Origin of the sequence: Cyanobium sp. NS01 (assembly GCF_014280235.1) — a bacterium.
GTDB lineage: Bacteria > Cyanobacteriota > Cyanobacteriia > PCC-6307 > Cyanobiaceae > NIES-981.
Window position 1 is genome coordinate 2499724 of sequence record NZ_CP047940.1, and the last position, 22410, is coordinate 2522133.

22 protein-coding genes are annotated in these 22410 nt (G+C 70.2%); 4 read left to right on the plus strand and 18 right to left on the minus strand.

The annotated features are described in order from the left end of the window. Positions 1-40: 40 nt before the first annotated feature. Positions 41-1237, minus strand: coding sequence for a quinone-dependent dihydroorotate dehydrogenase (locus CyaNS01_RS13140; protein WP_186697479.1), 1197 nt, complete (start codon positions 1235-1237; stop codon positions 41-43). A 9-nt stretch (positions 1238-1246) separates the two neighbouring features. Further along, positions 1247-2059, minus strand: coding sequence for a ribonuclease H (locus tag CyaNS01_RS13145; RefSeq protein ID WP_186697481.1), 813 nt, complete (start codon positions 2057-2059; stop codon positions 1247-1249). 107 nt (positions 2060-2166) lie between these two features. On the opposite strand from CyaNS01_RS13145, the gene CyaNS01_RS13150 reads away from it, so the two are divergent. Then, positions 2167-2976, plus strand: coding sequence for a DUF3747 domain-containing protein (locus tag CyaNS01_RS13150; RefSeq protein ID WP_186697483.1), 810 nt, complete (start codon positions 2167-2169; stop codon positions 2974-2976). A 332-nt stretch (positions 2977-3308) separates the two neighbouring features. On the opposite strand, the gene rplL is transcribed toward CyaNS01_RS13150, so the two are convergent. From rplL to gloA, 8 genes are all read right to left on the minus strand, one after another. Continuing rightward, the gene (gene rplL, locus CyaNS01_RS13155; protein ID WP_186697485.1) at positions 3309-3692 is read right to left on the minus strand and encodes a 50S ribosomal protein L7/L12; all 384 of its coding nucleotides are present in this window, start codon (positions 3690-3692) and stop codon (positions 3309-3311) included. 80 nt (positions 3693-3772) lie between these two features. After that, on the minus strand, positions 3773-4306 hold the full coding sequence (rplJ, locus tag CyaNS01_RS13160; protein WP_186697487.1) for a 50S ribosomal protein L10: 534 nt from the start codon (positions 4304-4306) through the stop codon (positions 3773-3775). Between the two features lie 327 nt (positions 4307-4633). Continuing rightward, on the minus strand, positions 4634-5341 hold the full coding sequence (gene rplA / locus CyaNS01_RS13165; RefSeq protein WP_186697489.1) for a 50S ribosomal protein L1: 708 nt from the start codon (positions 5339-5341) through the stop codon (positions 4634-4636). Positions 5342-5438: 97 nt separating this feature from the next. Next, positions 5439-5864: a 50S ribosomal protein L11 gene (gene rplK, locus CyaNS01_RS13170; protein WP_186697491.1), complete on the minus strand. Its 426-nt coding sequence runs from the start codon at positions 5862-5864 to the stop codon at positions 5439-5441. Positions 5865-5967: 103 nt separating this feature from the next. Then, positions 5968-6639 (minus strand): transcription termination/antitermination protein NusG, encoded by a 672-nt coding sequence (nusG, locus tag CyaNS01_RS13175; RefSeq protein ID WP_225875688.1) that lies wholly within the window; start codon positions 6637-6639, stop codon positions 5968-5970. A gap of 84 nt (positions 6640-6723) precedes the next feature. Continuing rightward, positions 6724-6936: a preprotein translocase subunit SecE gene (gene secE, locus CyaNS01_RS13180; protein WP_225875960.1), complete on the minus strand. Its 213-nt coding sequence runs from the start codon at positions 6934-6936 to the stop codon at positions 6724-6726. Between the two features lie 140 nt (positions 6937-7076). Further along, the gene (locus CyaNS01_RS13185; protein ID WP_186697495.1) at positions 7077-9842 is read right to left on the minus strand and encodes an ATP-dependent Clp protease ATP-binding subunit; all 2766 of its coding nucleotides are present in this window, start codon (positions 9840-9842) and stop codon (positions 7077-7079) included. Next, a complete protein-coding gene (gene gloA / locus CyaNS01_RS13190) occupies positions 9832-10233 on the minus strand; it encodes a lactoylglutathione lyase (protein ID WP_186697497.1) in 402 nt (133 codons plus the stop codon). Before gloA ends, CyaNS01_RS13185 begins: the two co-directional genes overlap by 11 nt. 127 nt (positions 10234-10360) lie before the next feature. Between gloA and eno the strand changes: the two genes are divergently transcribed. Beyond that, positions 10361-11653, plus strand: coding sequence for a phosphopyruvate hydratase (gene eno, locus CyaNS01_RS13195; protein ID WP_186697499.1), 1293 nt, complete (start codon positions 10361-10363; stop codon positions 11651-11653). 4 nt (positions 11654-11657) lie between these two features. Here eno and CyaNS01_RS13200 read toward each other — a convergent pair whose 3' ends face one another. From CyaNS01_RS13200 to argJ, 4 genes are all read right to left on the minus strand, one after another. Beyond that, positions 11658-13322 carry an AarF/ABC1/UbiB kinase family protein gene (locus CyaNS01_RS13200; RefSeq protein WP_186697501.1) on the minus strand — a complete coding sequence of 555 codons (1665 nt, stop codon included), beginning with the start codon at positions 13320-13322 and terminating at the stop codon, positions 11658-11660. Next, complete coding sequence (locus tag CyaNS01_RS13205) at positions 13319-13681, minus strand: hypothetical protein (RefSeq protein ID WP_186697503.1); 363 nt, start codon at positions 13679-13681, stop codon at positions 13319-13321. The genes CyaNS01_RS13200 and CyaNS01_RS13205 overlap by 4 nt, the downstream gene beginning before the upstream one ends. An 81-nt stretch (positions 13682-13762) precedes the next feature. Beyond that, positions 13763-14266, minus strand: a complete 504-nt coding sequence (locus CyaNS01_RS13210; protein WP_186697505.1) for a hypothetical protein — start codon at positions 14264-14266, stop codon at positions 13763-13765. 22 nt (positions 14267-14288) lie between these two features. Beyond that, entirely contained in the window at positions 14289-15533 is a 1245-nt protein-coding gene (argJ, locus tag CyaNS01_RS13215; protein WP_186697506.1) for a bifunctional glutamate N-acetyltransferase/amino-acid acetyltransferase ArgJ, read from the minus strand. 118 nt (positions 15534-15651) lie between these two features. Between argJ and coaE the strand changes: the two genes are divergently transcribed. After that, on the plus strand, positions 15652-16320 hold the full coding sequence (gene coaE / locus CyaNS01_RS13220; RefSeq protein WP_186700826.1) for a dephospho-CoA kinase: 669 nt from the start codon (positions 15652-15654) through the stop codon (positions 16318-16320). 114 nt (positions 16321-16434) lie between these two features. On the opposite strand, the gene gatB is transcribed toward coaE, so the two are convergent. Continuing rightward, positions 16435-17931, minus strand: a complete 1497-nt coding sequence (gene gatB / locus CyaNS01_RS13225) for an Asp-tRNA(Asn)/Glu-tRNA(Gln) amidotransferase subunit GatB (protein WP_186700828.1) — start codon at positions 17929-17931, stop codon at positions 16435-16437. 188 nt (positions 17932-18119) lie between these two features. Between gatB and CyaNS01_RS13230 the strand changes: the two genes are divergently transcribed. After that, positions 18120-19196 carry an FAD-dependent oxidoreductase gene (locus CyaNS01_RS13230; RefSeq protein ID WP_370561858.1) on the plus strand — a complete coding sequence of 359 codons (1077 nt, stop codon included), beginning with the start codon at positions 18120-18122 and terminating at the stop codon, positions 19194-19196. Here CyaNS01_RS13230 and CyaNS01_RS13235 read toward each other — a convergent pair. The 3 genes from CyaNS01_RS13235 to ndk form a co-directional block, all read right to left on the minus strand. Further along, positions 19174-21051, minus strand: coding sequence for an adenylate/guanylate cyclase domain-containing protein (locus CyaNS01_RS13235; protein WP_186697510.1), 1878 nt, complete (start codon positions 21049-21051; stop codon positions 19174-19176). The two genes, CyaNS01_RS13230 and CyaNS01_RS13235, sit on opposite strands and share 23 nt — an antisense overlap. A 29-nt stretch (positions 21052-21080) precedes the next feature. Then, on the minus strand, positions 21081-21773 hold the full coding sequence (locus CyaNS01_RS13240; RefSeq protein ID WP_225875961.1) for a FecR domain-containing protein: 693 nt from the start codon (positions 21771-21773) through the stop codon (positions 21081-21083). 170 nt (positions 21774-21943) lie between these two features. Next, a complete protein-coding gene (gene ndk, locus CyaNS01_RS13245) occupies positions 21944-22402 on the minus strand; it encodes a nucleoside-diphosphate kinase (RefSeq protein ID WP_186697514.1) in 459 nt (152 codons plus the stop codon). Between the last annotated feature and the right edge of the window lie 8 nt (positions 22403-22410).

The window sequence follows — 22410 nt, forward strand, 5'->3', positions numbered from 1 at the left end:
TCAGAAATTAACCCATCCTTGCTCAATTGGATCTAACCAATCAGCCAACTCTCCACGGCAGGCCGGCCCCCACCGCCTGGCCCAGATGGGCCAGGCGGTGACACCCGAGCTGCCGACTGAGGCCCTCCAGAATCCTGGGCACCAGAGCTGGGCCCCCATAGATCCAGCCGGTGTAGAGCTGAATCAGGGAGGCGCCGGCGGAGATCCGTTCCCAGGCGGCCTCTGGGGAGTCGATCCCTCCCACACCGATCAACGGCAGGGCAGGCCCCGCCGTGGCCCTGAGCCGGCGCAGCACTTCCAGGGCACGCCGTCGCAACGGAGCGCCGCTGAGCCCCCCCGCCTCCTCCGCCAGGCTGCGCCCCGTCTGGGCCAGGAGCCGCTGCTCCAGCCCGAGGCGGTTGAGGCTGGTGTTCACGGCAATCACCCCGGCCAGACCCTCCTCGTAGGCCATGCGGGCAATGGCGTCGATGGCATCGTCTTCGAGGTCGGGAGCGATCTTCACCAGCAGCGGGGGGCAGGCGGGCAAGCGCCGCAGCCGCTCCACCAAGCGGCGCAGCAGCACTTCGTCCTGAAGATCACGCAGCCCTGGGGTGTTGGGCGAGCTCACATTGATCACGGCGTAGTCGGCCTGGGGCGCCAGCAGCTCCAGAGAGGCGGCGTAGTCGTCCGGGGCCTGCTCCAGGGGAGTGAGCTTCGACTTGCCCAGGTTGATGCCCAGCACCGCGGGGCGCTGGCCTGGCGCAGGCAGCCGCTGGCGCTCCAGGGTGCGCAGCGCTGCGGCCGCCCCCTGGTTGTTGAAGCCCATGCGGTTGAGGGCAGCCCGCTCTTCAGCCAGCCGAAACAGACGAGGGCGGGGATTACCGGGCTGGGCGTGCCAGGTGATCGTGCCCAGCTCGGCGAAGCCGAAGCCGAACTGGTGCCAGATCGCCGCCGCCACGGCGTCTTTGTCGAATCCCGCTGCCAGCCCAAGCGGGTTGCGGAAGCGGCAGCCGAACAGGGTCTGCTCCAGGCGCGGGTCAGGCCGGCACAGCTCCTGGCCGAGGCCGGCCAGGGCCCCGCTCAGCAGGGGCCAGCGCCGCCGCAACGAGGCCTGGCCCAGGGTCGTCAGGGTGAGGCGGCTGAGCTGTTCGGCGTCGGCCCCGGCATCGCGGCTGAGCAAAGGAGCCACGAAGCGGTCGTACAGCGCCCCTGTGGCGCTCTCTCCAGCCTTGGCGCCGGCCTGCTCACCATCTCCCATCACACCCGCCTACGGCCGATCGTCCAATCCTGCCGTCCCGCGCCGCAGGCGCCAGCGGCCATCCTCCAGTGGCTCCACCCGCCAGTCCCGCCAGGTCCAGGCACGGCTGCGGCGCTCCAGCGTGCGCAGGGGCTGCTCCACCAGCTGGGCAAGCTCCAGCAGGGAGAGGCCGTAGCCCCGATCCGCCACCCGGTCGGCCCACTCCAGCCGCGTCAGCAACTGCTGCAGTGGCGCCGGGGCAAGGCCCGCCTCGGGGGCGTCGGATCCATCAGCGCCGGGAACGACCTGTTCGGCCTGTCCGGAAGGAGCCGGCACTTCGGCCTCCAGCCTGGCGGTGGCCAGCACCTCTCCGGCCATCAGCGGCGGGATCTGGCCACGGGAAAAGGCCACGGCGATGGTGTCGCAACGCTCATTGTCCGGATCGCCGCTGTGGCCCTTCACGTGGCGCAGGGACACATCGGCAAGGCGGGCCCGGTCGAGCTGCTCCCAGAGATCACGGTTCAGCACCTGCCCACCGGAGGCAGTGCGCCAGCCCTTGCGCTTCCAGCCGTGAATCCACTTGCCGAGGCCATCAATCAGATAACGGCTGTCGGTTCGGATCGCCAGGTCGGGATGGCGGGGCAGATCGCGCAGAGCGTTCAGCAGCGCCAGGGCCGCCGTGAGCTCCATGCGGTTGTTGGTGGTGTGCTGGTCGGCGCCGCCCAGCTCATGGACGGAACCATCTTCAAAGCGCAGCAGCCCCCCCCAGCCGCCCGGGCCGGGGTTGCCACTGCAGGCCCCGTCACAGGCCGCCGCCACCACCCGCGCTGGCCGATCAGCCACTGGACATCCTCAAGATCGTCGCTAGACAGATCTTCTACTCTGAGCTGCCATCAGGGCAGAGCGTCGCCATGATCAGCAGCCGAGCCTCAGTCAGCAGGCGTGCCTGCATGGCGCTTCGCGTCGCTGTCACCGGCACGGCGATCACCGCCACAGGTGCCGCCGCCATCCTCAGTTCCAGCTGGCTGATGGGCCGCCAGGCCAGCGGCGCCAGGGCAGCGGCTCTGTTCGGAAGCGAGCCGATCGCTCCCGGTCAGGCCATCGCCGTAGCCCAGCCCCTGGCCGGCAACCGCTGGAACCTGATCGTGCTCGAGCAGCTTCAGGCGGCCCCGCCCTGCTGGCGGGAGTACCCGGATGGCTCGGTGATCTCCTACGACAACGACGTGGCCGAGGGCGTGTGCGGCCGCTACCTCTCCAGCAGTGCCTACTCGCTGAGGGTGGCCAACGACGATCTCAACAACCCCTGGCGGCTGCGGGTGGAGAGCGAGAACGGCCGCCTGCGGCTGCTGGCCTCCCACCCCCAGCAGACCACCCTGATCCCGGTGGCCAGCGGCAAGGCTCCTGCCAGTGGCCTCGCCAGCCTCAAGCTGGAGCCGGGCTGGACCTTCCAGCGCCGTACCTACGGCGAGCAAACCCTCAGGCATCTCTACATGGCCCACGCCGAGCCGCTTCCAGTCCTGCTGGCCCGGGCCCGGGGCGGCGGTCAGCTGGCGGCGCTGCCGTCCCTGGCCCCACCCCCGTTGCTGAACCAACCTGGCCCCGTGGCGGAGTCCAGCCCCAGCAGCACGCGGCGGGGCCTTGCCAGGGTGGAGCGCTCATCGGTGCTGTCCAGTCGATCCAGGCTGCTGAGGCAGTCCAGCTCCCAGCGCCCCCGCCAGAGCGGCGTGATTGCCCTTGAGGTGGTGCCCTACGGCAGCTGAGCCGCCCCCAGGCCAGTTCAACGAGTGACCGACGCCCCCTGGCACCCTGAGATTCCCTCGTTAACGTCATGTTTGTGAGGAGTGGGGAACGACTCTTCCGGGTCGAAACGAGGACAGACTCCGAAAGACCGTTCCACAATCCTGCCCCGCCTTTGGCGGGGCATTTTTTTTTTGCAGATCAAGGTTCCTGAAGTTGGGGACCAGCAGGCTTCAGGTCGGGCGCGGGAGCTGCCAGCGGCCCAGCAAAAAGCCGGCCCACGAAGGAGCCGGCTACTGAAGGCGCCGCCTGGGCGCCGGTGGGCGCGGGGCCGGCAAAGCCGACCCCAGGGTGATCACTTGATCGACACCTTGCCGCCCACCTCTTCGATGGCCTTCTTGAGGGCCTCGGCATCGGCCTTGGCGATGCCTTCCTTGACCGGCTTGGGAGCGGCCTCCACGAGGGCCTTGGCGTCGCCCAGGCCCAGGCCGGTGGCTTCGCGCACGGCCTTGAGCACCTTGATCTTGGCCGAATCTTCGAAACCCTCAAGGATCACGTCGAATTCGGTCTGCTCTTCAGCGGCCTCAGCGGCAGCGGCAGGAGCCGCGGCCATCATCACGCCAGCGGAAGCGGCGGCGGAGACGCCGAAGGCCTCCTCAATCTGCTTGACGAGCTCGGAAGCCTCAAGCAGGGAGAGGGATTTGAGTTGGTCGAGAATCTGGTCGGTCGTAGCAGACATGGTTGGGAATCAGCAACAGATCTGTGGGAAACAGTCGGATCGGTTGAACTCGGCAACAGCCGCTGGCATTGAGGCGGGCCTCAGGAGGCCTGGCCTTCGCCATCGGCGTGTTGCTGGAGCGCCCGAGCGAGACCGGAAGGAACCTCGTTGATGCCCACGGCCACCTTGGTGGCCACAGCGTTGATCGCACCGGCGATCTGAGCCATGAGCACCTCCTTGGAGGGCAGATCCCCGATGGCCTTGATGTCGGACCGGGAGAGGAGCTTGCCTTCGAAAAGGCCGCCCTTGGTTTCCGACTTCTTGCTGTCCTTCTGGAAGGACTGCACGGCCTTCACCGCACCACCCACGTCGCCCTTGACGAGCACGAAGGCGTTGGTGCCGGTGAGCAGGGATTCGAGATTCGACCAGGCACTGTCGCCATCAATGGCCCGACGCATCAAGGTGTTTTTGGTCACCTTGCACACACCGTTGCTGGCCTGCAGACGGGTCCGCAGATCAGACATCTCCTTGATGGACAGACCCTTGAAATCAAGGACCAGCGCCAGTTCGGCCTCGCCGAGGAGCCCCTTGAGCTCTTCGACGATCTGTTGCTTGTTCTCCAGCGTGCGGCCCATAGGAAAGGATCGGATCGGGGGAACAAGCCGGGTACGCGGCCCTGGACGCCAACGCCAACCACTCCGAGAGTGACTGCCGAAGGGCTCGAGGCCGCTGCATGCTCCTGACCCGATCAAGACACCCGTGGATCAACCCACCGGCGGCCTGGAGGCCGAAAACCTGTCGCGTACACCTCGGCAGGACTTACAGAAACGGATCATCCGGGGAACCGGAAGCCGTTCTCACCTGCTGTCTGGGGTAGGGCGCGTGCCCTTCTGGCCTAAGCCAGCTCATAAACATAACTCAGCGTGGGGCCAGCCTTTGATGCTGAACCCACCGGTTCCGGCTCAGCCCTCCTGCTTGATGTCCTGCAGGGCGGCGAAGTCCACCTGCACCGAGGGACCCATGGTGGAGGTGACGTAGAGGGAGCGCCAGTAGCGGCCCTTGGCACCGCTGGGCTTCTGGCGATCGATCGTCTCCTGCAGGGCCTTGAGGTTGTCGAGCAGCTTGGCGGAATCGAAGCTGGCCTTGCCGAAGCGCACGTGCACGATGCCACTGCGGTCGGCACGGAACTCGAGCTTGCCGGCCTTGAACTCGGCGATGGCGCCGACCAGGTCAGTGGTGACGGTGCCGGCCTTGGGGTTGGGCATCAGGCCCCGGGGGCCCAGCACCCGGCCCAGCTTGGCCACCTTGGGCATCATGTCCGGGGTGGCGATCAGCAGATCGAAGTCGATCGTGCCGCCGGCGATCTGATCCACCAGATCGTCGTCGCCGGAGAGCTCGGCGCCGGCGGCCTTGGCGGCAGCCACGGCCTCACCCCGGGCGATCACGGCGATGCGAATGCTCTGACCGGTGCCGTGGGGCAGGGCCACGGTGGTGCGCAGCTGCTGGTCGGTGTACTTGGGATCGATGCCGAGGCGCACGTGGGCCTCGATCGTCTCGTCGAACTTGGCGGTGGCGTTGGCCTTCACCAGCTCGATGGCCTCCATGGGCTCATGGGCTCGCTCGGCGACCTTGGCCTGGAGGGAGGAAAAACGCTTGGAAACTTTTGGCATGGCGGGTATGGGGTGCGGGCGATGCAGGGCAGGGCTGGGGCGCCGTAGGCGCGGTGGGCCGCTGGCTGGATCTCCCCCTGGGGAGGGATGGAAGGACTCAGTCGTTGACGGCGACGCCCATGTTGCGGGCGGTGCCTTCGATGATGCGCATGGCCGACTCGACGCTGGTGCAGTTGAGGTCGGGCAGCTTGGTCTTGGCGATCTCCTCGAGCTGGGCGCGGCTGATGGCACCCACCGCCCCCTTGGCGGAGGTGGCGGCACCCTTCTCAATGCCGGCGGCCTTGGAGATCAGCACCGAGGCGGGAGGGGTCTTGGTGATGAAGGTGAAGCTGCGGTCTTCAAAGACCGAGATCTCCACCGGAATCACATAGCCGGCCTTCTCCTGGGTGCGGGCGTTGTACTCCTTGCAGAACGCCATGATGTTGACGCCGTGCTGACCAAGGGCAGGACCCACAGGGGGCGCCGGGTTGGCTTTGCCGGCCTGGAGGGCCAGCTTGATCACGGCTACGATTTTCTTGGCCATCGTCTCGAACTACTGGGCGGAGCTGCGGATCACCTCCTGAAGGGAGGCGTGACGGGAACGGCCATCCTCCGCAGGGAGACGGCCGCTGAGCAGAGCCAGGGGCTCAGCTCTGCTTGCTGATCTGGGCGAATTCGAGTTCCACAGGCGTTTCCCGACCGAAGATCGAGAGCAGGGCCTTGAGCTTGTTGCGCTCGCCCGACACCTCGATCACCTCGCCCTGGAAGTCCTTGAAGGGCCCGGCCGTCACCAGGATCTGATCGCCCTCGGTGAGATCGACCTTCACCACTGCTTTCTTCTCAGCCGCCCGCTTGAAGATGCGGTCCACCTCCTGGCGGCTCAGCGGCCGCGGCTTGATGTGGCCGCGGGCGCGGGCCGTGGCCCGACGCTCCTCCGCCCCCACGAAGTTGATCACGTTGGGGGTGCTGCGCACCGCCATCATCGTGTCCTCGTCGAGCATCATCCGCACCAGCACATAGCCGGGGAACACCTTCTCCTCGGTGCTCTGGCGGCTGCCATCCTTCTTCAGCTTCACCCCGGGGGTCTGGGGGATCTCGATCTCCAGGATGCGGTTGTCCACCCCGAGGGTCACCGCCCTCTGCTCCAGGGTGGCCTTCACTTTCTTCTCGCAACTGGACGCCACCTGCACCGCATACCAGCGAGCCACCTGGCGCTTCTCGGTGGGGGCTTCAGCCGCGGGCTCAGAGCGCGTCTCTGCCTCCGGGCCAAGCGAGTCGGCAGCGGCGTCGGTTTGGGGTTCAGAGAGGGTCTCGGACACGGTGCTCAGGCTGGGGGCTCAGGAAAACAGGGGGGAGTGGGCGCTGCGGCTGGGGGCTGGAGGTCTGACAGGACTGGCGGAGGGTCAGCCGAACACCTGGGAGGAGGCCCAGCCGTAGAAGCGGTCGATGGCCGCGATCGCCGCCGCCGAGAGCCCCACCATCAGGATCACCGCCACCGACTCACTGAACAGCTGCTGGCGGCTGGGCCAGACCACCCGGCGCAGCTCCGCCAGGGTGGCGGCACCGAAACCCTTGGGGCTGGCCGCCTCGGCCGCTGCAGTGGACTCAGCCGCCACCTGTTCAGAGGCAGCCTGCTCAGCCGCAACGCTGCGTGGGGAGCGGTTGGGGTCGGAGCTGTTGGGATCGGGGCTGTTGGGGTCGGACAACACGGGCGCTGACGCACGCGGGCATCCGCGCGACTCGGCAAACAGTCACCCTACCGGACGCCCTTCCCCAGGGGTTCAAAGCACAGACCAGCGCCGGCGCCCTCTCCGAGGCTGATGTGCACGCCCCGGGCCCCCTCGTAGCGGTCCTCCAGCAGCTCAGTGGCCAGGGGATTCTCGATACGGCGCCGCAGCACCCGGCGCAGGGGCCTGGCGCCGTACTCCGGCTCATAGCCCTGGGCCGCGAGGGCCTGCACCACCGGCTCCTCCACCTCCAGCTGGAGCTGCTGCTCCGCCAGCAGGGCGGCCAGCTCGGCCAGCTGCAGCCGCACGATGCGCTCGAGATCGGCCTCCGAGAGAGGCCGGAAGCGGATCACCTCGTCGATGCGGTTGAGGAACTCGGGCCGGAAGCTGGCCGCCAGGGCCTGGTCCATGGCCTGCTCCACCTGGGCCCCGTCCAAGGCGCCGCGGGCATGGTCGAGGATCGCCCGGCTGGCCAGGTTGCTGGTCATGATCACCACCGTGTGGCGGAAGTCCACGGTGCGGCCCTGGGAATCGGTGAGCCGGCCGTCATCGAGCACCTGCAGCAGCAGGTTGAACACCTCAGGGTGGGCTTTCTCCACCTCATCGAGCAGCAGCACGGCATAGGGACGGCGCCGCACGGCCTCGGTGAGCTGCCCCCCCTCCTCGTAGCCGACGTAGCCGGGCGGGGCCCCCACCAGCCGGGCCACGGCATTGCGCTCCATGAATTCGCTCATGTCGAGGCGCACCAGGGCCTCGTCCTCGTCGAACAGGGCCGCGGCCAGGGCCTTGGCCAGCTCGGTCTTGCCCACACCGGTGGGGCCGAGGAACAGGAACGAGCCCACGGGCCGCCGCGGCGACTGCATGCCGGCCCGGGCGCGCCGGATCGCGGCCGCCACCGCCGCCACGGGCTCCAGCTGGCCGATCACCCGCTCGCCGAGGCGGCTGTCGAGCTCCAGCAGCTTCTGGCGTTCGCCGGCCAGCAGGCGCTGCACCGGAATGCCGGTCCGGCGGGCCACCACATCGGCGATGTCGCCGGGCTCCACCTGCTCGCGCAGCATGGCGTCAGTCTGCATCGCCTCCTCCAGGTCGCGGCGGCGCTGCTGCACGCCGTGGAGCTGGTCGTACTGGAGGCGGGCCGCCTCCTCGAGATCGCCGCAGCGCTCCGCCTCGGCGATGGCATGGCGCAGGTCTTCGTCCTGCTGGAGCAGTTCGCGCAGTTCCGCCACCCGCTGCCGCTCCGCCTGCCAGCGCTGCTTGAGGCCCTGCAGCGCCTCGGAGGCCTGGCGCCGTTGCTCCTGCAGGGCAATCCGTTCGGCTTCCGGCGTCGCCTCGGCCGAGAGCAGGGCCAGCTCCACCCGCCGCAAGGCCACCTCGGCCTCCTCGACCGGGCGCGGTTTGGAGGTGACCTCCATGCGCAGGTTGGCGGCGGCCTCATCCACCAGATCGATGGCGGAATCGGGCAGGCAGCGATCGGCGAGATAGCGGTCCGCCAGCCGTGCGGCGGCGGCCAGGGCGGCATCGGTGATGGTGACGCCGTGGTGGAGTTCGTAACGCTCCTTGAGGCCGCGCAGGATCTCCACGCTGGTCTCGATGCCGGGCTCGCGGATCACCACCTGCTGGAAGCGACGTTCCAGGGCGGGGTCTTTCTCGATGCTGCGGCGGTATTCCTCCGGTGTGGTGGCCCCCACACAGCGCAGCTCGCCGCGGGCCAGGGCCGGTTTGAGGATGCTGCCGGCATCGGCGTTGGAGCGGTCGCTGCTCACCACCGCATGCAGCTCATCGATGAACACGATCACGCCGGGGTCGGCATCGCGCACCTCCGCCAGCACCGAACGCAGGCGCTCCTCGAACTGACCGCGGAATTTGGCACCGGCGATCAGGGCCCCCAGGTCGAGGGCCACCAGCCGCTGCCCCAACAGGGCATCGGGCACCTCCCCGGCCACGATCCGCTGGGCCAGGCACTCCGCCACGGCGGTCTTGCCTACGCCCGGCTCGCCGATCAGCACCGGGTTGTTCTTGCTGCGGCGCGACAGCACCTGGATCAGACGGCGGATTTCGGCGTCGCGGCCGATCACCGGATCGAGTTCGGCGGCCCGGGCGGCGGCGGTGAGGTCGCGGCCGTAGCGCTCCAGTGCCGTGGGCTCGGGGCCTTCCGGCTCCAGCTGCAGCGGCGGAGCGGCGGCTGGCGCCCGCTCCGCGGCTGGGGTGGGGGCGACGGGAGCTGGTGGAGCCGCCACGGGCGCGGCGGGGGCATGGTCGGGACGACGCGGCGGAGGGGGCGCCAGGGCCCCCGGGCGCAGCTGGCGCAGCAGCAGCTCCTCGGTGAGGCCCTGCTGCGCCAGGAGGCTGGCGCCGATGCGGGGCTCCTCCACCAGGGCCAGCAACAGGTGAGGCAGATCGAGCAGCCGCGACCCCCAGCCGGCGCGGCGGCGGTCGGCCTCCTCAAGCAGATCCTCCAGGGCATCGCCGATGAACAGCTGATCGGACGTGCTGGTGGGTTGCTGGGCGCAGAAGGTCTCCAGCTGGTCCAGCAGCTGATCGGCATCGAGGGGCAGGCGGTCGGCCCAGGCCCCGAAGCGCCGCTCCAGCAGCAGGGCCTGCAGCAGGTGCTCCACATCGAGCACGCCGTGGCGCCAGCGGCGGGCCCCGTCCTGGCCGGCCAGCAGCAGCTCCCAGGCCTCGGCGCTGAAGCGTTCGGGCTCGCCGGTGAGGCTGGCCGGGGCCGCAGGAGCCGCAGCGGTTCTGCCCCCGGAACGCACCACGGAGGACACGTCGCGACCCAGCTCAGCCGGCATCGGATCTGGACCCCAGCTGGATCAACTCCACCTTGTAGCCATCGGGATCCTCCACAAAGGCAATCACGGTGGTGCCGTGCTTCATCGGGCCCGGCTCCCGCACCACCCGCCCTCCCTTGGCCGCGATCGCGCCGCAGGTGCCATGGATGTCGTCGACGCCCAGGGCGATGTGGCCATAGCCCTCACCGAGGTCGTAGCGCTCGGTGTCCCAATTCTGGGTGAGCTCCAGCACGGTGTGGTCGCTCTCCTCGCCATAGCCCACGAAGGCCAGGGTGAAGCGGCCGGAGGGGTAGTCCTTGCGGCGCAGCAGCGTCATCCCCAGCACTTCGGTGTAGAACGCGAGGGAGCGGTCCAGGTTCCCCACCCGGAGCATGGTGTGCAGCAGACGCATCGGCTGGCCGAGGCAGAGGTCGTGGTTCCATTCTGGCCAGCAAGCCGGCCCACAGTGCCCGTTGCCACACATGGGCGGGAGGGGGTGACCCATAGGATCCTGCCCTGACAGCACCAGGCCGGCTCCAGTGATCGACTCCCTCGACCTCGTGATCGACACCGTGGTGGCCAGGGAGGTGCTCGACTCCCGCGGCACCCCCACGGTGGAGGCGGAAGTGCTGCTCGAAGGCGGCGCCAGCGGCCGGGCCATAGTGCCCAGCGGCGCCAGCACCGGCGCCCACGAGGCCCACGAGCTGCGCGATGGCGGCAGCCGCTACATGGGCAAGGGCGTGCTGCAGGCCGTAGGCAACATCGAGGAGAAGATCGCCCCGATGCTCTGCGGCCTTTCCGCCCTCGACCAGGGGGCCGTGGATGCGGCGATGATCGAGCTCGACGGCTCTGACAACAAGAGCGCGCTCGGCGCCAACGCCATCCTGGCGGTGAGCCTGGCGACCGCCCGGGCCGCGGCCAATGGGGTGGGGCTGCCGCTCTACCGCTACCTGGGCGGGCCGATGGCCAGCCTGCTGCCGGTGCCGCTGATGAACGTGATCAATGGCGGCGCCCACGCGGCCAACAGCCTCGATTTCCAGGAGTTCATGCTGGTGCCCCACGGGGCGAACAGCTTCAGTGAGGCCCTGCGGATGGGCACCGAGGTGTTCCACATGCTCAAAGGCCTGCTCAAGGACAAGGGCCTCAGCACCGCCGTGGGTGACGAGGGCGGTTTCGCGCCGGACCTGGCCAACATCGCCGCCGGCGAGCTGCTGGTGCAGGCGATCGAGCAGGCCGGCTACCGGCCGGGGGATCAGATCTCCCTGGCCCTCGATGTGGCCAGCACCGAGTTCTTCAAGGACGGCCGCTACGCCTTCGACGGCGGCAGCTACACCAGCGCCGAGATGGTGGACCAGCTGGCCGAGCTGGCAGGCCGCTTCCCGATCGTGTCGATCGAGGACGGGCTGGCGGAGGACGACTGGGATGGCTGGGCCCTGCTGAGCGAGAAGCTCGGCGCCACGGTGCAACTGGTGGGAGACGACCTGTTCGTGACCAACACCCAGCGGCTGCAGCGCGGCATCGATCTGGGCCTGGCCAATTCGATCCTGATCAAGGTGAACCAGATCGGCTCCCTCACCGAAACCCTGCAGGCGATCGATCTGGCCGGCCGGGCCGGCTACACCAGCGTGATCAGCCACCGCAGCGGCGAAACCGAAGACACCACCATCGCCGACCTGGCCGTGGCCACCCGCGCCGGCCAGATCAAGACGGGCTCCCTCAGCCGCAGCGAGCGGGTGGCCAAGTACAACCAGCTGCTGCGCATCGAAGACGAACTGGGCAGCCAGGCCGTCTATGCCGGCGCCGTGGACCGGGGCCCCCGCGGCAGGGCCTGAGGTCTCAGTCTGGATCGGTGGTGCTGGTGGCGATGCCAGGCAGCTGATCCAGGCGGCCATCGCGGGACAGCCGGGCCTGGAGCTTGAGCCAGCCCAGCCCCACCGGCAGCGAGGCCACGGCGGGGATCACCACCAGGGCCGGTTGGCGGCTGGTGGCCAGCAGCGACGCCGCGACCGCCAGCCCGGCCAGCAGCATCGACTGTCCGGCGGACTGCTGGGCCAGGGCGAGGCGCCGCAGCAGCCGGTCGGTTTCGCCGGCCCGGATCTGCACCTGCAGGTCCCCCTGCTCGATGCGGGCCAGGCTGTCGTCGAGGCGGCGCGGAATGCCGAGGGCGCGGCTGCCCACCTCGGCCGCCTGGCGGGAGAGTTCGCCGAGGAGGTCACCGCCGCCGTTGCCGCTGGAGGTCATCAGGGGGAGCAGGTAGGGGCGGGCAATCGCCACCAGGCTAAAGCCAGGATCGAGGCTGCGGCCCACCCCCTCGAAGGTGGAGAGAGCCCGCATCACGAAGATCAGCTCGGGCGGCACCCGAAAGGGCTGGCCATAGACGAGGTCGTAGAGGTCACCGGAGAGCTTCTGCAGCACGTTGGCGGAGAAGGGCGGCGTGAGGGCGTCGTTGAGCATCACCCGCACCAGCCGCCGCACGGGGCCTGGATCCGCCTCGGGGGCGATGACCCCGGAAGCCTGCAACTCCTTCACCAGGGTGGAGGCATCGCGGGCGGCGGCGGCGCGCACCATGCGCCCCAGGCGGGAGCGCAGCCGGCCCGAGAGCTGCCCCATCATGCCGAAGTCGTAATAGATGAGGGTGCCGTCTGGGGCGACAGCGAGGTTGCCGGGGTGGGGATCGGCGTGGAAGAAGCCGAAGCGCACCAGCTGCTGCAGATAGCTGGCCGCCCCTTTCTCAGCCACGGCGGCGGGCACGATGCCTGCGGCCAGCAGGGCGTCGCGGTCGTTGATCTTGATGCCGGGCACGTAGTCGAGGCACAGCACCCGGCGGGAGCTCAGCTCCCACACCACGGCCGGGATGCGGATGCCGGGGTCGTCCAGGAACTGCTGGCGGAACCGGGCGGCGTGCTCGGCCTCAAGGCGGAAATCCAGCTCGCGCAGCAGCACGCGGCGGCACTCCTGGGCGATGCCCACCCAGTCGCGGCCACGGCCCCAGCGGGGGTGACGCTGCACCACGGCGGCCAGCTGCTGCAGCACCTCCAGGTCCAGCCGGAACAGCCGCTCCAGCCCAGGGCGCTGCACCTTGAGCACCACCTGGCGTCCACTGCGCAGGCTGGCGCGATGCACCTGGGCGAGGCTGGCCGAACCGAGCGGCAGCTCCTCGAGGTCGATGATCTCGGCGCAGCGCTCGCCCAGCTCCTCTTCCAGCAGGGCCTGCACCACGGCAAAGGGGAAGGCGGGCACCTGGTCCTGCAGGGAGGCCAGCTCCTCCACCAGTTCAGGGGGCAGCACGTCCGGCCGGGCCGAGAGCAGCTGGCCGAGTTTGATGAAGGCCGAGCCGAGGGCCAGGAACTCGCGGGTCAGCCAGCGGGCCCGTCGCCTGGCGCGGCGGCTGCGCCGTTCAGGGGTGGGGCCGCCCGGGTAGGTCCAGCGCTTGCCATCCCACCAGAGTCCGGCGCTGAGGCGCAGGGCCAGCCACCAGATGCGCAGGGGGCGCTGGATCACGGGCGCCGATCCAGACGCTGACCCAGCCCTGCCACCTGGGCCCGCAGGGCATCGATCTGCTCCTGGACGGACAGCCCAGGAGCGGCAGCAGCGCGGCGTGGGAAGCCATCGCCGGGGCGGCCTGGATCTGGATCAACGGCTGTGGAGGCAGAGCCAGCTGCGCCGCCCCGGCCATCGCGCTCCAGGCGGCCGGCCTCCAGCTCCACCTCCTCCCAGAAGAGCTGCAGCTCCTGGCGCACTTTCTCAGGGGCGTCCTGCACCACCAGGGCCAGGTTGGCGGCGGCATCCACCAGGCTGCTGCCGAGGCGGGCGCCCAGCCGGGCCACCGCGGCCTGCATCAGGATCTGGGGGGCCGTCATGGGGCCTGAGCTGCTGCTGGAACTGTGCCAGATGGGCGCTCCCACTGCGCGGCCAGCCGCAGGCTTCAACGGGAGAGAGCCTCAGGGGCTGGGCTCCGGCAGGGCCGGAGCTGGGGGTGCGAAGGAGTCGGGCTCGGCGGCGGCATCCGCGCCTGGGTCGGCAACAGGGTTGAGGGGCGGGATCTCAGGGAGAGACTGGAGAGCCCGCTCCTGCTCAGCTCGCCGCTCATCCCGCTGGCGTTCGGCAGCCTGCTGCCTCTCGGCGGCCTGCCGGCGCTCGGCGTCCAGGCGTTCCTGCTGGCGCTGCTTGGCCTGGCGCTCCAGTTCGAGCAGCTCCAGGTCGCCGCGGATCTCCTCCTGCCCAGTGCCGAAGCGCAGGCGCAGGCTCTCGAGGCTGGTGCCGGGAAACTCCCGCACGTCAAAGCCCTGCTGCAGTTGCACGAGCCCCGGCAGCTGCAGCACCAGAATCCGTTGGGTGATGCCATAGCCCAGCCCGAAGCAGAAACCGGCCAGCAGCGGACCCCGCCAGCGGTGGCGGGGTCGGGCGCGCCTGGCAGGGACAGCAGTTGGACTCGACTGGGCCATGGGGAGAGGCTACGTGCCGCGCTCAGGTGGTGTAATCGGCGTTGATGCGCACGTACTGATCCGAGAGGTCGCAGCCCCAGGCCCTGCCGCTGCCAGGGCCCTGCCCCAGCCGCAGGCGAATCAGCACCGTGTCACCGCCAGGCCCTCTGCCGCCCAGGTAAGTGCCGGCGGCGCGATCGCGCAAGTAGGCGGAGGCGGCGGACCGATCGAAGCGCAGGGGCTGGCCGGCGGCCATCAGCTGGTGCTCCCCCAGCCACAGGGCCACCGCCTCGGGATCGAAGACCACCCCGGCGCGGCCGGCGGCGGCCACGATCCGGCCCCAGTTGGGATCGCGGCCATGCACAGCGCACTTCACCAGCGAGGAGCCGCAGACGGTGCGGGCCACGGCGATGGCGCCGGCCTCATCGGCGGCCCCCTCCACCTGCACCTCGATCAGGCAGGTGGCCCCCTCGCCATCGCGGGCGATCGCCCGGGCCAGGTGTTGCGACACCGCCGTGAGGCCGGCCTCCAGCGCCTCAAGGTGCTCGGGGCTCAGGGGCTCGCCGGCTGCAAAGGCCAGGACCGTGTCGTTGGTGCTGGTGTCGCCGTCCACCGTGATCGCATTGAAGGAGCGATCCACCGCCCGCCGCACCATCGCCTGCCACAGGGGCGCCGGCACGCCGGCATCACAGCTGAGGTAGCCCAGCATCGTGGCCATGGCGGGGTGGATCATGCCGGAGCCCTTGGCCATGCCGCCGATCCGCACCCGGCGGCCGCCCAAGTCGGCCTCCAGGGCAATCTGCTTGGCCGTGAGGTCGGTGGTGAGGATGGCGGTGGCCGCGGCCTCGCCGCCCTCGGGGCTGAGGGCCTCGGCCAGGGGATCGAGGCCCGCCAGCAGGGTGTCCATCGGGATCGGCACGCCGATCACGCCGGTGGAGCAGATCAGCACATGCTCGGCTGCCAGCCCCAGCCGATCGGCCAAGGCCGCGGTGGCGCGCAGGCTGTCGATCAGGCCGCGATCGCCGGTGCAGGCATTGGCCTGGCCGGCGTTGGTGAGCACCGCCCGGGCCCGGCCGCCGCTGGCCGCCAGCCGCTCGGCGCAGAGGTCCACGCAGGCCGCCCGCACCAGCGAGGTGGTGAAGCTGCCGGCGCACACGGCCCCCTCCGGGGCCAGCAGCAGGGAGAGATCGGGATTGCCCGACGGCTTGAGGCCGGCGGTGACGGCGGCGGCCAGGAAGCCAGCGGGGGCGGTGACGCCGCCGGGGATCGGGTGCCAGGTGGGGGTCACGGCGGCAGGATGAATGGGCCCATCCTGCCGAGCCGCCGTGGTGGAGCTGAACACCTGCGCCAGCCCCTCCACCGGTGAGGGCGAGCCCTTCAGGCCCGAGCCGCTCGGCCCGACGGCCATGCTCGATGGGCTGAACCGCCGTCGCTGGAGCGGCCGCCAGCGGCGCATCGGCCTCACGGGTGGCATCGCCAGCGGCAAGAGCACTGCAGGCCGTTGGCTGCAGCAACAGGCCGGGCTACCGGTGCTCGACGCTGACCTCTACGCCCGTGCAGCCCTGGCATCAGGCACTGCCGGCGAGGCGGCGGTGCTGAAACGCTATGGGCTGGAGGTGCAGGAGGCCACGGCCGGCGGGGAACCCCCCCAGCTCGACCGCGCCGCCCTGGGGCGCATCGTGTTCCATGACCCGGTGGAGCGGACCTGGCTGGAGCAGTTGGTGCATCCGCTGGTGCGCGAGCGGTTCGAGGCGGAACTGGCCCGGCTGGCGGAGGCCCCGGTGGTGGTGCTGATGATCCCCCTGCTGTTCGAAGCCGGTCTGGAGGTGCTCTGTAGTGAAGTGTGGCTGGTGGACTGCGACGCGGACCAACAGCTGAGCAGGCTCATGAATAGAGACGGGCTCAGCGAAGCCGAGGCTCGCGCCCGCATCGATGCGCAGTGGCCCCTGGAGCGCAAGCGAACGCTGACGGATGTGGTGCTCGCTAACCGGGGCGAGGTGAGCGCCCTGGAGGCTGCCTTGGCGGATGCCTTGGAACCTGGTTCTGTCAGAGCCCAGCCAGGTTCGCCCGCCTAGCGACAGCTGACACATCCCTGGACCTGCCGACGCATCCGCAGAACCGCTTCAAGACCCGTGGGCAGCTCGGACAGCCTGCCCGGTGGGGCTGGACGCTTGGCCTCGGCGACAGGCTCAGCCCTTCAGCTTCTCGGCCAGGATCCGGTTGGCGAGTTTGGGGTCGGCCTTGCCGCCGGTCTGCTTCATCAGCTGGCCCACGAAGAAGCCCTGCAGCTTGGTCTTGCCGCCCCGGAAGGCCTCCACTTCGGCAGGGTGGGCCGCCAGCAGCTCCTCCACGATGGCGCTGATCGCCATGGGATCGGAGATCATGCCGAGGCCGCGTTCGGCCACGATCGCCTTCACGGAGCCACCCTGCTCCAGCAGCTCGGGCAGGAGGTCTTTGGCGATCTTGCCGCTGATCGTGCCGTTCTCGATCAGCTGCACCATCTCGGCCAGCTGATCGGGGCGCAGCGGCAGCTCCCCATAGGCCAGGCGGTTGGCGTTCACGTGGGCGGCGATGTCGCCGGTGATCCAGTTGGCGGTGACCTTCGGATCGGCGCCGGCCGCCACCACCGCCTCGAAGTAAGCGGCCATGGGGCGCTCATCGGTGAGCACCCGGGCGTCGTACTGGGAGAGGCCCAAGGTGTCGGCGTAGCGGTGCCGCTTGGCAGCCGGCAGTTCGGGCAACTCGGCGCGCCAGCCCTCCCGCTGCTCGGTGCTCACCTCGATCGGGCCGAGATCGGGGTCGGGGAAGTAGCGGTAATCGCTGCTGCCCTCCTTGGAGCGCATGCTCTTGGTGAGCTGCTTGCTCTCATCCCAGAGGCGGGTTTCCTGCAGCACCGGCTCGCCGCTTTCGTAGGCCTTGATCTGGCGCTGGATCTCGAAATCGATCGCCTTCTGGATCGCCGAGAAGGAGTTCATGTTCTTGATCTCCACCTTCGTGCCGAAGGGGGCCTCGGGTCCGCGGCGCACCGAGATGTTCACATCACAGCGCAGTGATCCCTCCTGCATATTGCCGTCGCTCACGCCCAGATAGCGCATGATCCGGCGGATCTCCGAGGCATATTCAGCCGCCTCACGGCCGGTGCGCAGATCGGGCTTGCTGACGATCTCGGCCAGGGCCACCCCGGCGCGGTTGTAGTCCACCAGGGAGTGGGTGGAGCCGGCCAGGCGGTCGCTGCCGGCGTGCACGAGTTTGCCGGCGTCCTCCTCCATGTGCAGCCGCTCGATGCCGATCCGCTTCAGGTAGGTGTCTTTCCCCTTCTCGGCCACCTCCACTTCGATCCAGCCGTCTTCGGCAATGGGCTCATCGAACTGGGAGATCTGATAGTTCTTGGGCAGGTCGGGATAGAAATACTGTTTGCGGTCGAACTTGCTGTGCTCGGCGATGTGCAGGTTGAGCGCCATGGCGGCCTTCACCGCATACTCGAGCACCTTCTGGTTGAGCACCGGCAGGGTGCCCGGCAGGCCGCACACCACCGGGTCGATGTGGGTGTTGGGCTCGTCGCCGTAGGTGGTGGAGGCGCCGGTGAAGATCTTGCTGTCGGTGCCCAGCTGCACGTGGGTCTCCAGGCCGATCACGGCCTCCCAGGCCGCTCCAGCACCCTCGGAACCGGCCGCTGGTCCAGCCATTGTCCCGGGTGCCGGCCCCTCCAGGGCTGTGGCATGGGCTGTGCCTGCCATCTGAACTCTCCAGCGCCATTGCGTGGAGCGATCCTATGGAACCCGGGCACCGGTCCTGCGCTTGGCAGGATGCCTGGGGCCTGCCGACCCCGCCTGTGAGCGCAGCCAGCGAAACACTGATCCTGGGTGGGGGCCTGATGGGCCTGGCCATCGCCCACCACCTGGCCCAGGCAGGCGGGCGCGTGCGGGTGCTCAGCCGCCGCCGCCAGGAGGCCGCCGGCTTCGTGGCGGCGGGGATGCTGGCGCCCCACGCGGAAGGCCTGGAAGGGCCCCTGCTCAGCCTGGGACAGCGCTCCCTGGCCGCCATTCCCGGTTGGGTGGCGCGGGTCGAGGCCGACGCCGGCCTGCGCTGCGGCCTGCGCCCCTGCGGCATCGTGGTGCCCTTCGCCACGGCTGATGAGCGGGATCGCTACCCCACGGCCGCCCAGGGGGAGGCCCTCGATCGCGCCGGCCTGGAGCGGCAGGTGGCGGGCCTCGGGCCCCGCTGGCAGGCCGGGCTGCTGTTCCCCCAGGACGGCCAGATCGACAACCGCCGCGGCCTGATGCGGGCCCTGGAGCGGGCCTGCGTGGAGCGGGGCGTGGGCTTCGAGGAGGGCGGTGAGGTGCTGACGCTGCAGCGCGACGGTTCAGGAGCGCTGGAGGCCGTGGGCTGGCGCAGTGCCGCCGGCCGCCAGGAGCTGCTGCGCTGCAACCAGGCAGTGCTGGCCTGTGGCGCCTGGAGCGGCCGGCTGCTGCCCCAGCTGCCGATCGCGCCGGTGAAAGGGCAGATGCTCTCCCTGCAGGGGCCCCGCCAGGCGCTGCAGCGGGTGATCTTCGGGCCAGGCACCTATCTGGTGCCCCGCCAGGACGGTCTGCTGGTGGTGGGCGCCACCTCGGAACCCCGGGCGGGGTTCGCCGGCGGGCTCACCCCCGACGGCCAGCGGCAGCTGGAGGCCGGCATCGCCGCCCTGCTGCCTGAAGCCAGCCACTGGCCGCCGATGGAGCGCTGGTGGGGCTTTAGGCCCTGCACGCCCGACCAGGCGCCGATCCTGGGGGCCAGCCCCATCCCAGGACTGTGGCTGGCCACCGGCCACCACCGCAACGGCGTGCTGCTGGCCGCGATCACAGCCGAACTGGTGGGGGAGCAGCTGCTGGGGCGCTCGCTGGACGCCGACACCGCCGAGCTGCTCAGCCACTTCCGCTGGGACCGCTTCAGCTCTGCGGCAGGCTGCTGAGGGTGAACACGGGCAGCGCCCCCATCCCCTTCACCGCCTGCTCCCCCAGGGCCTGCACCGGCAGCACCGCCTGCACCAGCTCGGCGGTGGCGGCATCGAACAGCAACGGCGCCCCGGCCGTGCGGGTGAGGCCCTCCATGCGGCTGGCCAGGTTCACCTTGTCGCCGATCACGGTGAACTCCATGCGCCGCGGGCTGCCGATCTGCCCCACGATCACCTCGCCTGAGGCCAGGCCGATGCCGCTGTCCAGGGGTTCCAGCTCCTCGGCGCGCCAGGCCCCATTCAGCCGCTGCAGGGCCCGGCGCATCGCCACCGCACAGCGCACGGCGGCGGTGGCCTCCGCCTCGGGGCCGCGGCCGATCGGGGAGCCGAACACGGCCATCACGGCATCGCCGATGAACTTGTCCACCGTGCCGCCATGGGCATTGATCACCTCCACCATCTCGCCGAGGTAGCGGTTGAGCTGGCGCACGTGCAGCTCGATCTGGCCCCGGCTGCTGCGGGCCTTGGTGAGCTGGGTGAAGCCCTTGAGGTCGGAGAACAGCACCGTGACCGGCAGCTGCCGGCCCCGCAGGATGCCCTCGGCCTCGGCGGGGTCGGAGAGGATCTCGGCCACCACGCTGGGGGCCACGTAGCGCTCAAAGGTGCGCCGCAGCCGCCGCCGCTCGCCCTCTTCCGCCAGGTAGGCATCCCCGCCGTAGAGCACGCCCAGCAGCACCAGGGCGGAGCCGGGCACCAGCAGGGGCAGCCACACGGCGAGGCGATCAAAGCTGAACCAGGCCACCCCCAGCTGCAGGGCCAGGGCCGTCCCCACCAGCCCGAGCCGCCAGCTCACCCCGCCCCGCACCACGGCCAGGCCCCCCACCAGCAGCAGCGGCAGCATCGCCAGCAGGCCTCGCTGCAGGGGGCGCTCCGGCCACGAGCGCAGGCCATCGCCCTGAAGGGAGTTGGCCGTGGCCGTAGCCAGCATCTCGAGCCCCGAGAGGCTGCCGAACGGCGTGGCGGTGCCAGCGCCGCCCTGGGCGCCCACCGGGCCAACCAGCACCACGGCATCGCGGATCAGGCTGCGCTTGGGGTGGTTGCGCCAGCGCTCAGGATCCAGCACTTCCCAGGCCGGGATCCTCTCAAAGGACCCCTCGGGCCCGTAGAAGCTGAGCTGGCGCTGAGCATCGTCCTGGCGGCTGCGGCGCCCGGAGCGCTCCAGCACCGCCTCGGACAGCGGCTTCTGGGGACTGGCCCCCACCAGGGCCAGCACCCGTTCGCTGTAGGTGCGCGGGTGTGGGTGGGCCTCGCCATGGCCACCGGGCAGGGTGTTGGTGATGCCGATGGCGTCGGGACCGGCCGCCAGGCGCAGGGGGTCGGCGGGGGGCGCCATGCTCAGGCCCACGTAGCTGGTGTCGCGCACCTCCATCACCTCGGCGGCGAGCACCACCTGCCCACCCCGGCGGCGAATGGCCGCGGCCAGGGCCTGATCGTCGGCGTCACCTTCGCCGCTGCGGCCCTCGAACACCACATTGATCGCCACCGCGGCTGGGCTGGCCTCACCGAGGCGATCGAGCAGGTCGCCATAGCGGGCCCGCGGCCAGGGCAGGGTGCTCAGCCCCTCCGCCCAGGGCGGGATCGCCGCGGCCCCCTGGGGCTGGTCCGCGAACCAGGCCCCCTGCTGCAGGGTGGAGTCGTCGATGGCGATCAGCACCACGGCCTGGGGCCCAGCCCGGCGGCCGCGCAGGCGCACCAGCTGATCCTCCAGACCCCGCTCCACCACCCGCAGCGGCTGGGGCGGGCGCGCCGTCAGCCAGCCGGCCGCCGCGGCCACCAGGCCGGAGGCGAGGGCCAGAGCATGGGCACGGCGCATGGCGAAGACGGGGTGGGGCAGAGCGGGCCTCAGAAGAAGCTGGGCAAGCCGAAGATCGGCAGGGAGGGCGTGAGCGAGGAGCCAGGCAGGGGCACACCCGGCATGGCCCGGCGCAGATGGCTCTCCAGGGAGCCCATCCCCGGCAGGGAGACGCTGAATCCCCTGAACAACGGCCCGCCCAGGATCGAGCTGTAGTCGCCCGAGCTGAGCCGCAGCAGGGTGAGCACCACCCCGGCAGGCGACAGCGTCACCCGCTGGCCCGCCTCCACGCGGGTGGGGGGGGCAGCGCCGGGCTCATCGGCGGGGATCGGCTCGCCGTCCCGCAGCGGCTCGATCTCCACCGCTCCCTCCAGCACGGAGAGCTCGGCCTCGCCGTCGTCGCGCACCTCCAGCAGGTAGTTGGTGCCCCGCACACTCATGCGTGATGAGCGCGTGCAGCCGCTCTGGGGGCCGGACACCAGGATCTGCCCCTTCTTGAGCAGGAAGCAGCCGCTGCCCAGGCGCAGCTGGGAGAAGCGGTTCACCCGGCCCGCCGCACCGGTGTCGAAGCGGATCTGGCCGCGGCTCTTGCGGGTGCTGATCTCCTGGGGCGCGGTGGCCCGCTGCTTCACCCGGGCCTCCCGGCTGTCGATGTAGAACTCGCGGCCATCGAGGATTTCCTGCACTGTGGCCGCCTCCCGGGCCTGGGCGGGGGCGAGGGGAACCAGCAGCAGTGGCAGCACCAACAGCCCTGAAGCCAGGCGTTGAGGCCGTGGCAGCCATTGGGGCCCTGACAGCCGCTGCGGCAGAGATGTCGGCATTCCAGCCCCTGAACCGAACCAGGGGCATTCTCACCCGTGAATCATGCTTGGGCGGCCAGGCCACGCGGGGCCGCCATGGCCGCCCTGGCGACTCAGCCCTCGCTGCGCCAGCCCTGGTCTGAGGGGGTCCAGTCGCTCAGCTCGGAGGGCTGGAACCAGAGACCGATCTCAAACAGGGCCGTTTCAGGGGCATCGGAGCCGTGGATCACGTTGCGGCCGATGTTCACGGCCAGGTCGCCGCGGATCGTGCCGGGTTCGGCCTCGAGGGGTTTGGTGGCGCCGATCAGCTTGCGGGCGCTGGCAATGACGCCGTCGCCCTCCCAGACCATCGCCACCACCGGCCCCGAGGTGATGAAATCCACCAGCCCGGCGAAGAAAGGACGCTCCCGGTGCACGCCGTAGTGGTTCTCGGCCAGCTCACGGCTGGGGGTGAGCTGCTTGAGGCCCACCAGCTTGAAGCCCTTGCGCTCGAAGCGGCCCAGGATTTCAGCCACCAGGCCCCGCTGAACACCATCGGGCTTGATGGCGATGAAAGTGCGTTCGGCGGCCATGGGGTGAT

Bases quoted from the DNA above. Each gene is read 5' to 3' on its own strand.
- coaE (WP_186700826.1), top strand. From the start codon at position 15,652: ATGCTCGATGGGCTGAACCGCCGTCGCTGGAGCGGCCGCCAGCGGCGC.
- rplA (WP_186697489.1), bottom strand. From the start codon at position 5,341: ATGCCAAAAGTTTCCAAGCGTTTTTCCTCCCTCCAGGCCAAGGTCGCC.
- CyaNS01_RS13150 (WP_186697483.1), top strand. From the start codon at position 2,167: ATGGCGCTTCGCGTCGCTGTCACCGGCACGGCGATCACCGCCACAGGT.
- CyaNS01_RS13230 (WP_370561858.1), top strand. From the start codon at position 18,120: ATGGGCCTGGCCATCGCCCACCACCTGGCCCAGGCAGGCGGGCGCGTG.
- CyaNS01_RS13185 (WP_186697495.1), bottom strand. From the start codon at position 9,842: ATGCCGGCTGAGCTGGGTCGCGACGTGTCCTCCGTGGTGCGTTCCGGG.
- CyaNS01_RS13210 (WP_186697505.1), bottom strand. From the start codon at position 14,266: ATGGCCCAGTCGAGTCCAACTGCTGTCCCTGCCAGGCGCGCCCGACCC.
- gatB (WP_186700828.1), bottom strand. From the start codon at position 17,931: ATGGCTGGACCAGCGGCCGGTTCCGAGGGTGCTGGAGCGGCCTGGGAG.
- rplJ (WP_186697487.1), bottom strand. From the start codon at position 4,306: ATGGGCCGCACGCTGGAGAACAAGCAACAGATCGTCGAAGAGCTCAAG.
- CyaNS01_RS13140 (WP_186697479.1), bottom strand. From the start codon at position 1,237: ATGGGAGATGGTGAGCAGGCCGGCGCCAAGGCTGGAGAGAGCGCCACA.
- CyaNS01_RS13235 (WP_186697510.1), bottom strand. From the start codon at position 21,051: ATGCGCCGTGCCCATGCTCTGGCCCTCGCCTCCGGCCTGGTGGCCGCG.
- ndk (WP_186697514.1), bottom strand. From the start codon at position 22,402: ATGGCCGCCGAACGCACTTTCATCGCCATCAAGCCCGATGGTGTTCAG.
- CyaNS01_RS13205 (WP_186697503.1), bottom strand. From the start codon at position 13,681: ATGACGGCCCCCCAGATCCTGATGCAGGCCGCGGTGGCCCGGCTGGGC.
- rplK (WP_186697491.1), bottom strand. From the start codon at position 5,864: ATGGCCAAGAAAATCGTAGCCGTGATCAAGCTGGCCCTCCAGGCCGGC.
- rplL (WP_186697485.1), bottom strand. From the start codon at position 3,692: ATGTCTGCTACGACCGACCAGATTCTCGACCAACTCAAATCCCTCTCC.
- gloA (WP_186697497.1), bottom strand. From the start codon at position 10,233: ATGCGTCTGCTGCACACCATGCTCCGGGTGGGGAACCTGGACCGCTCC.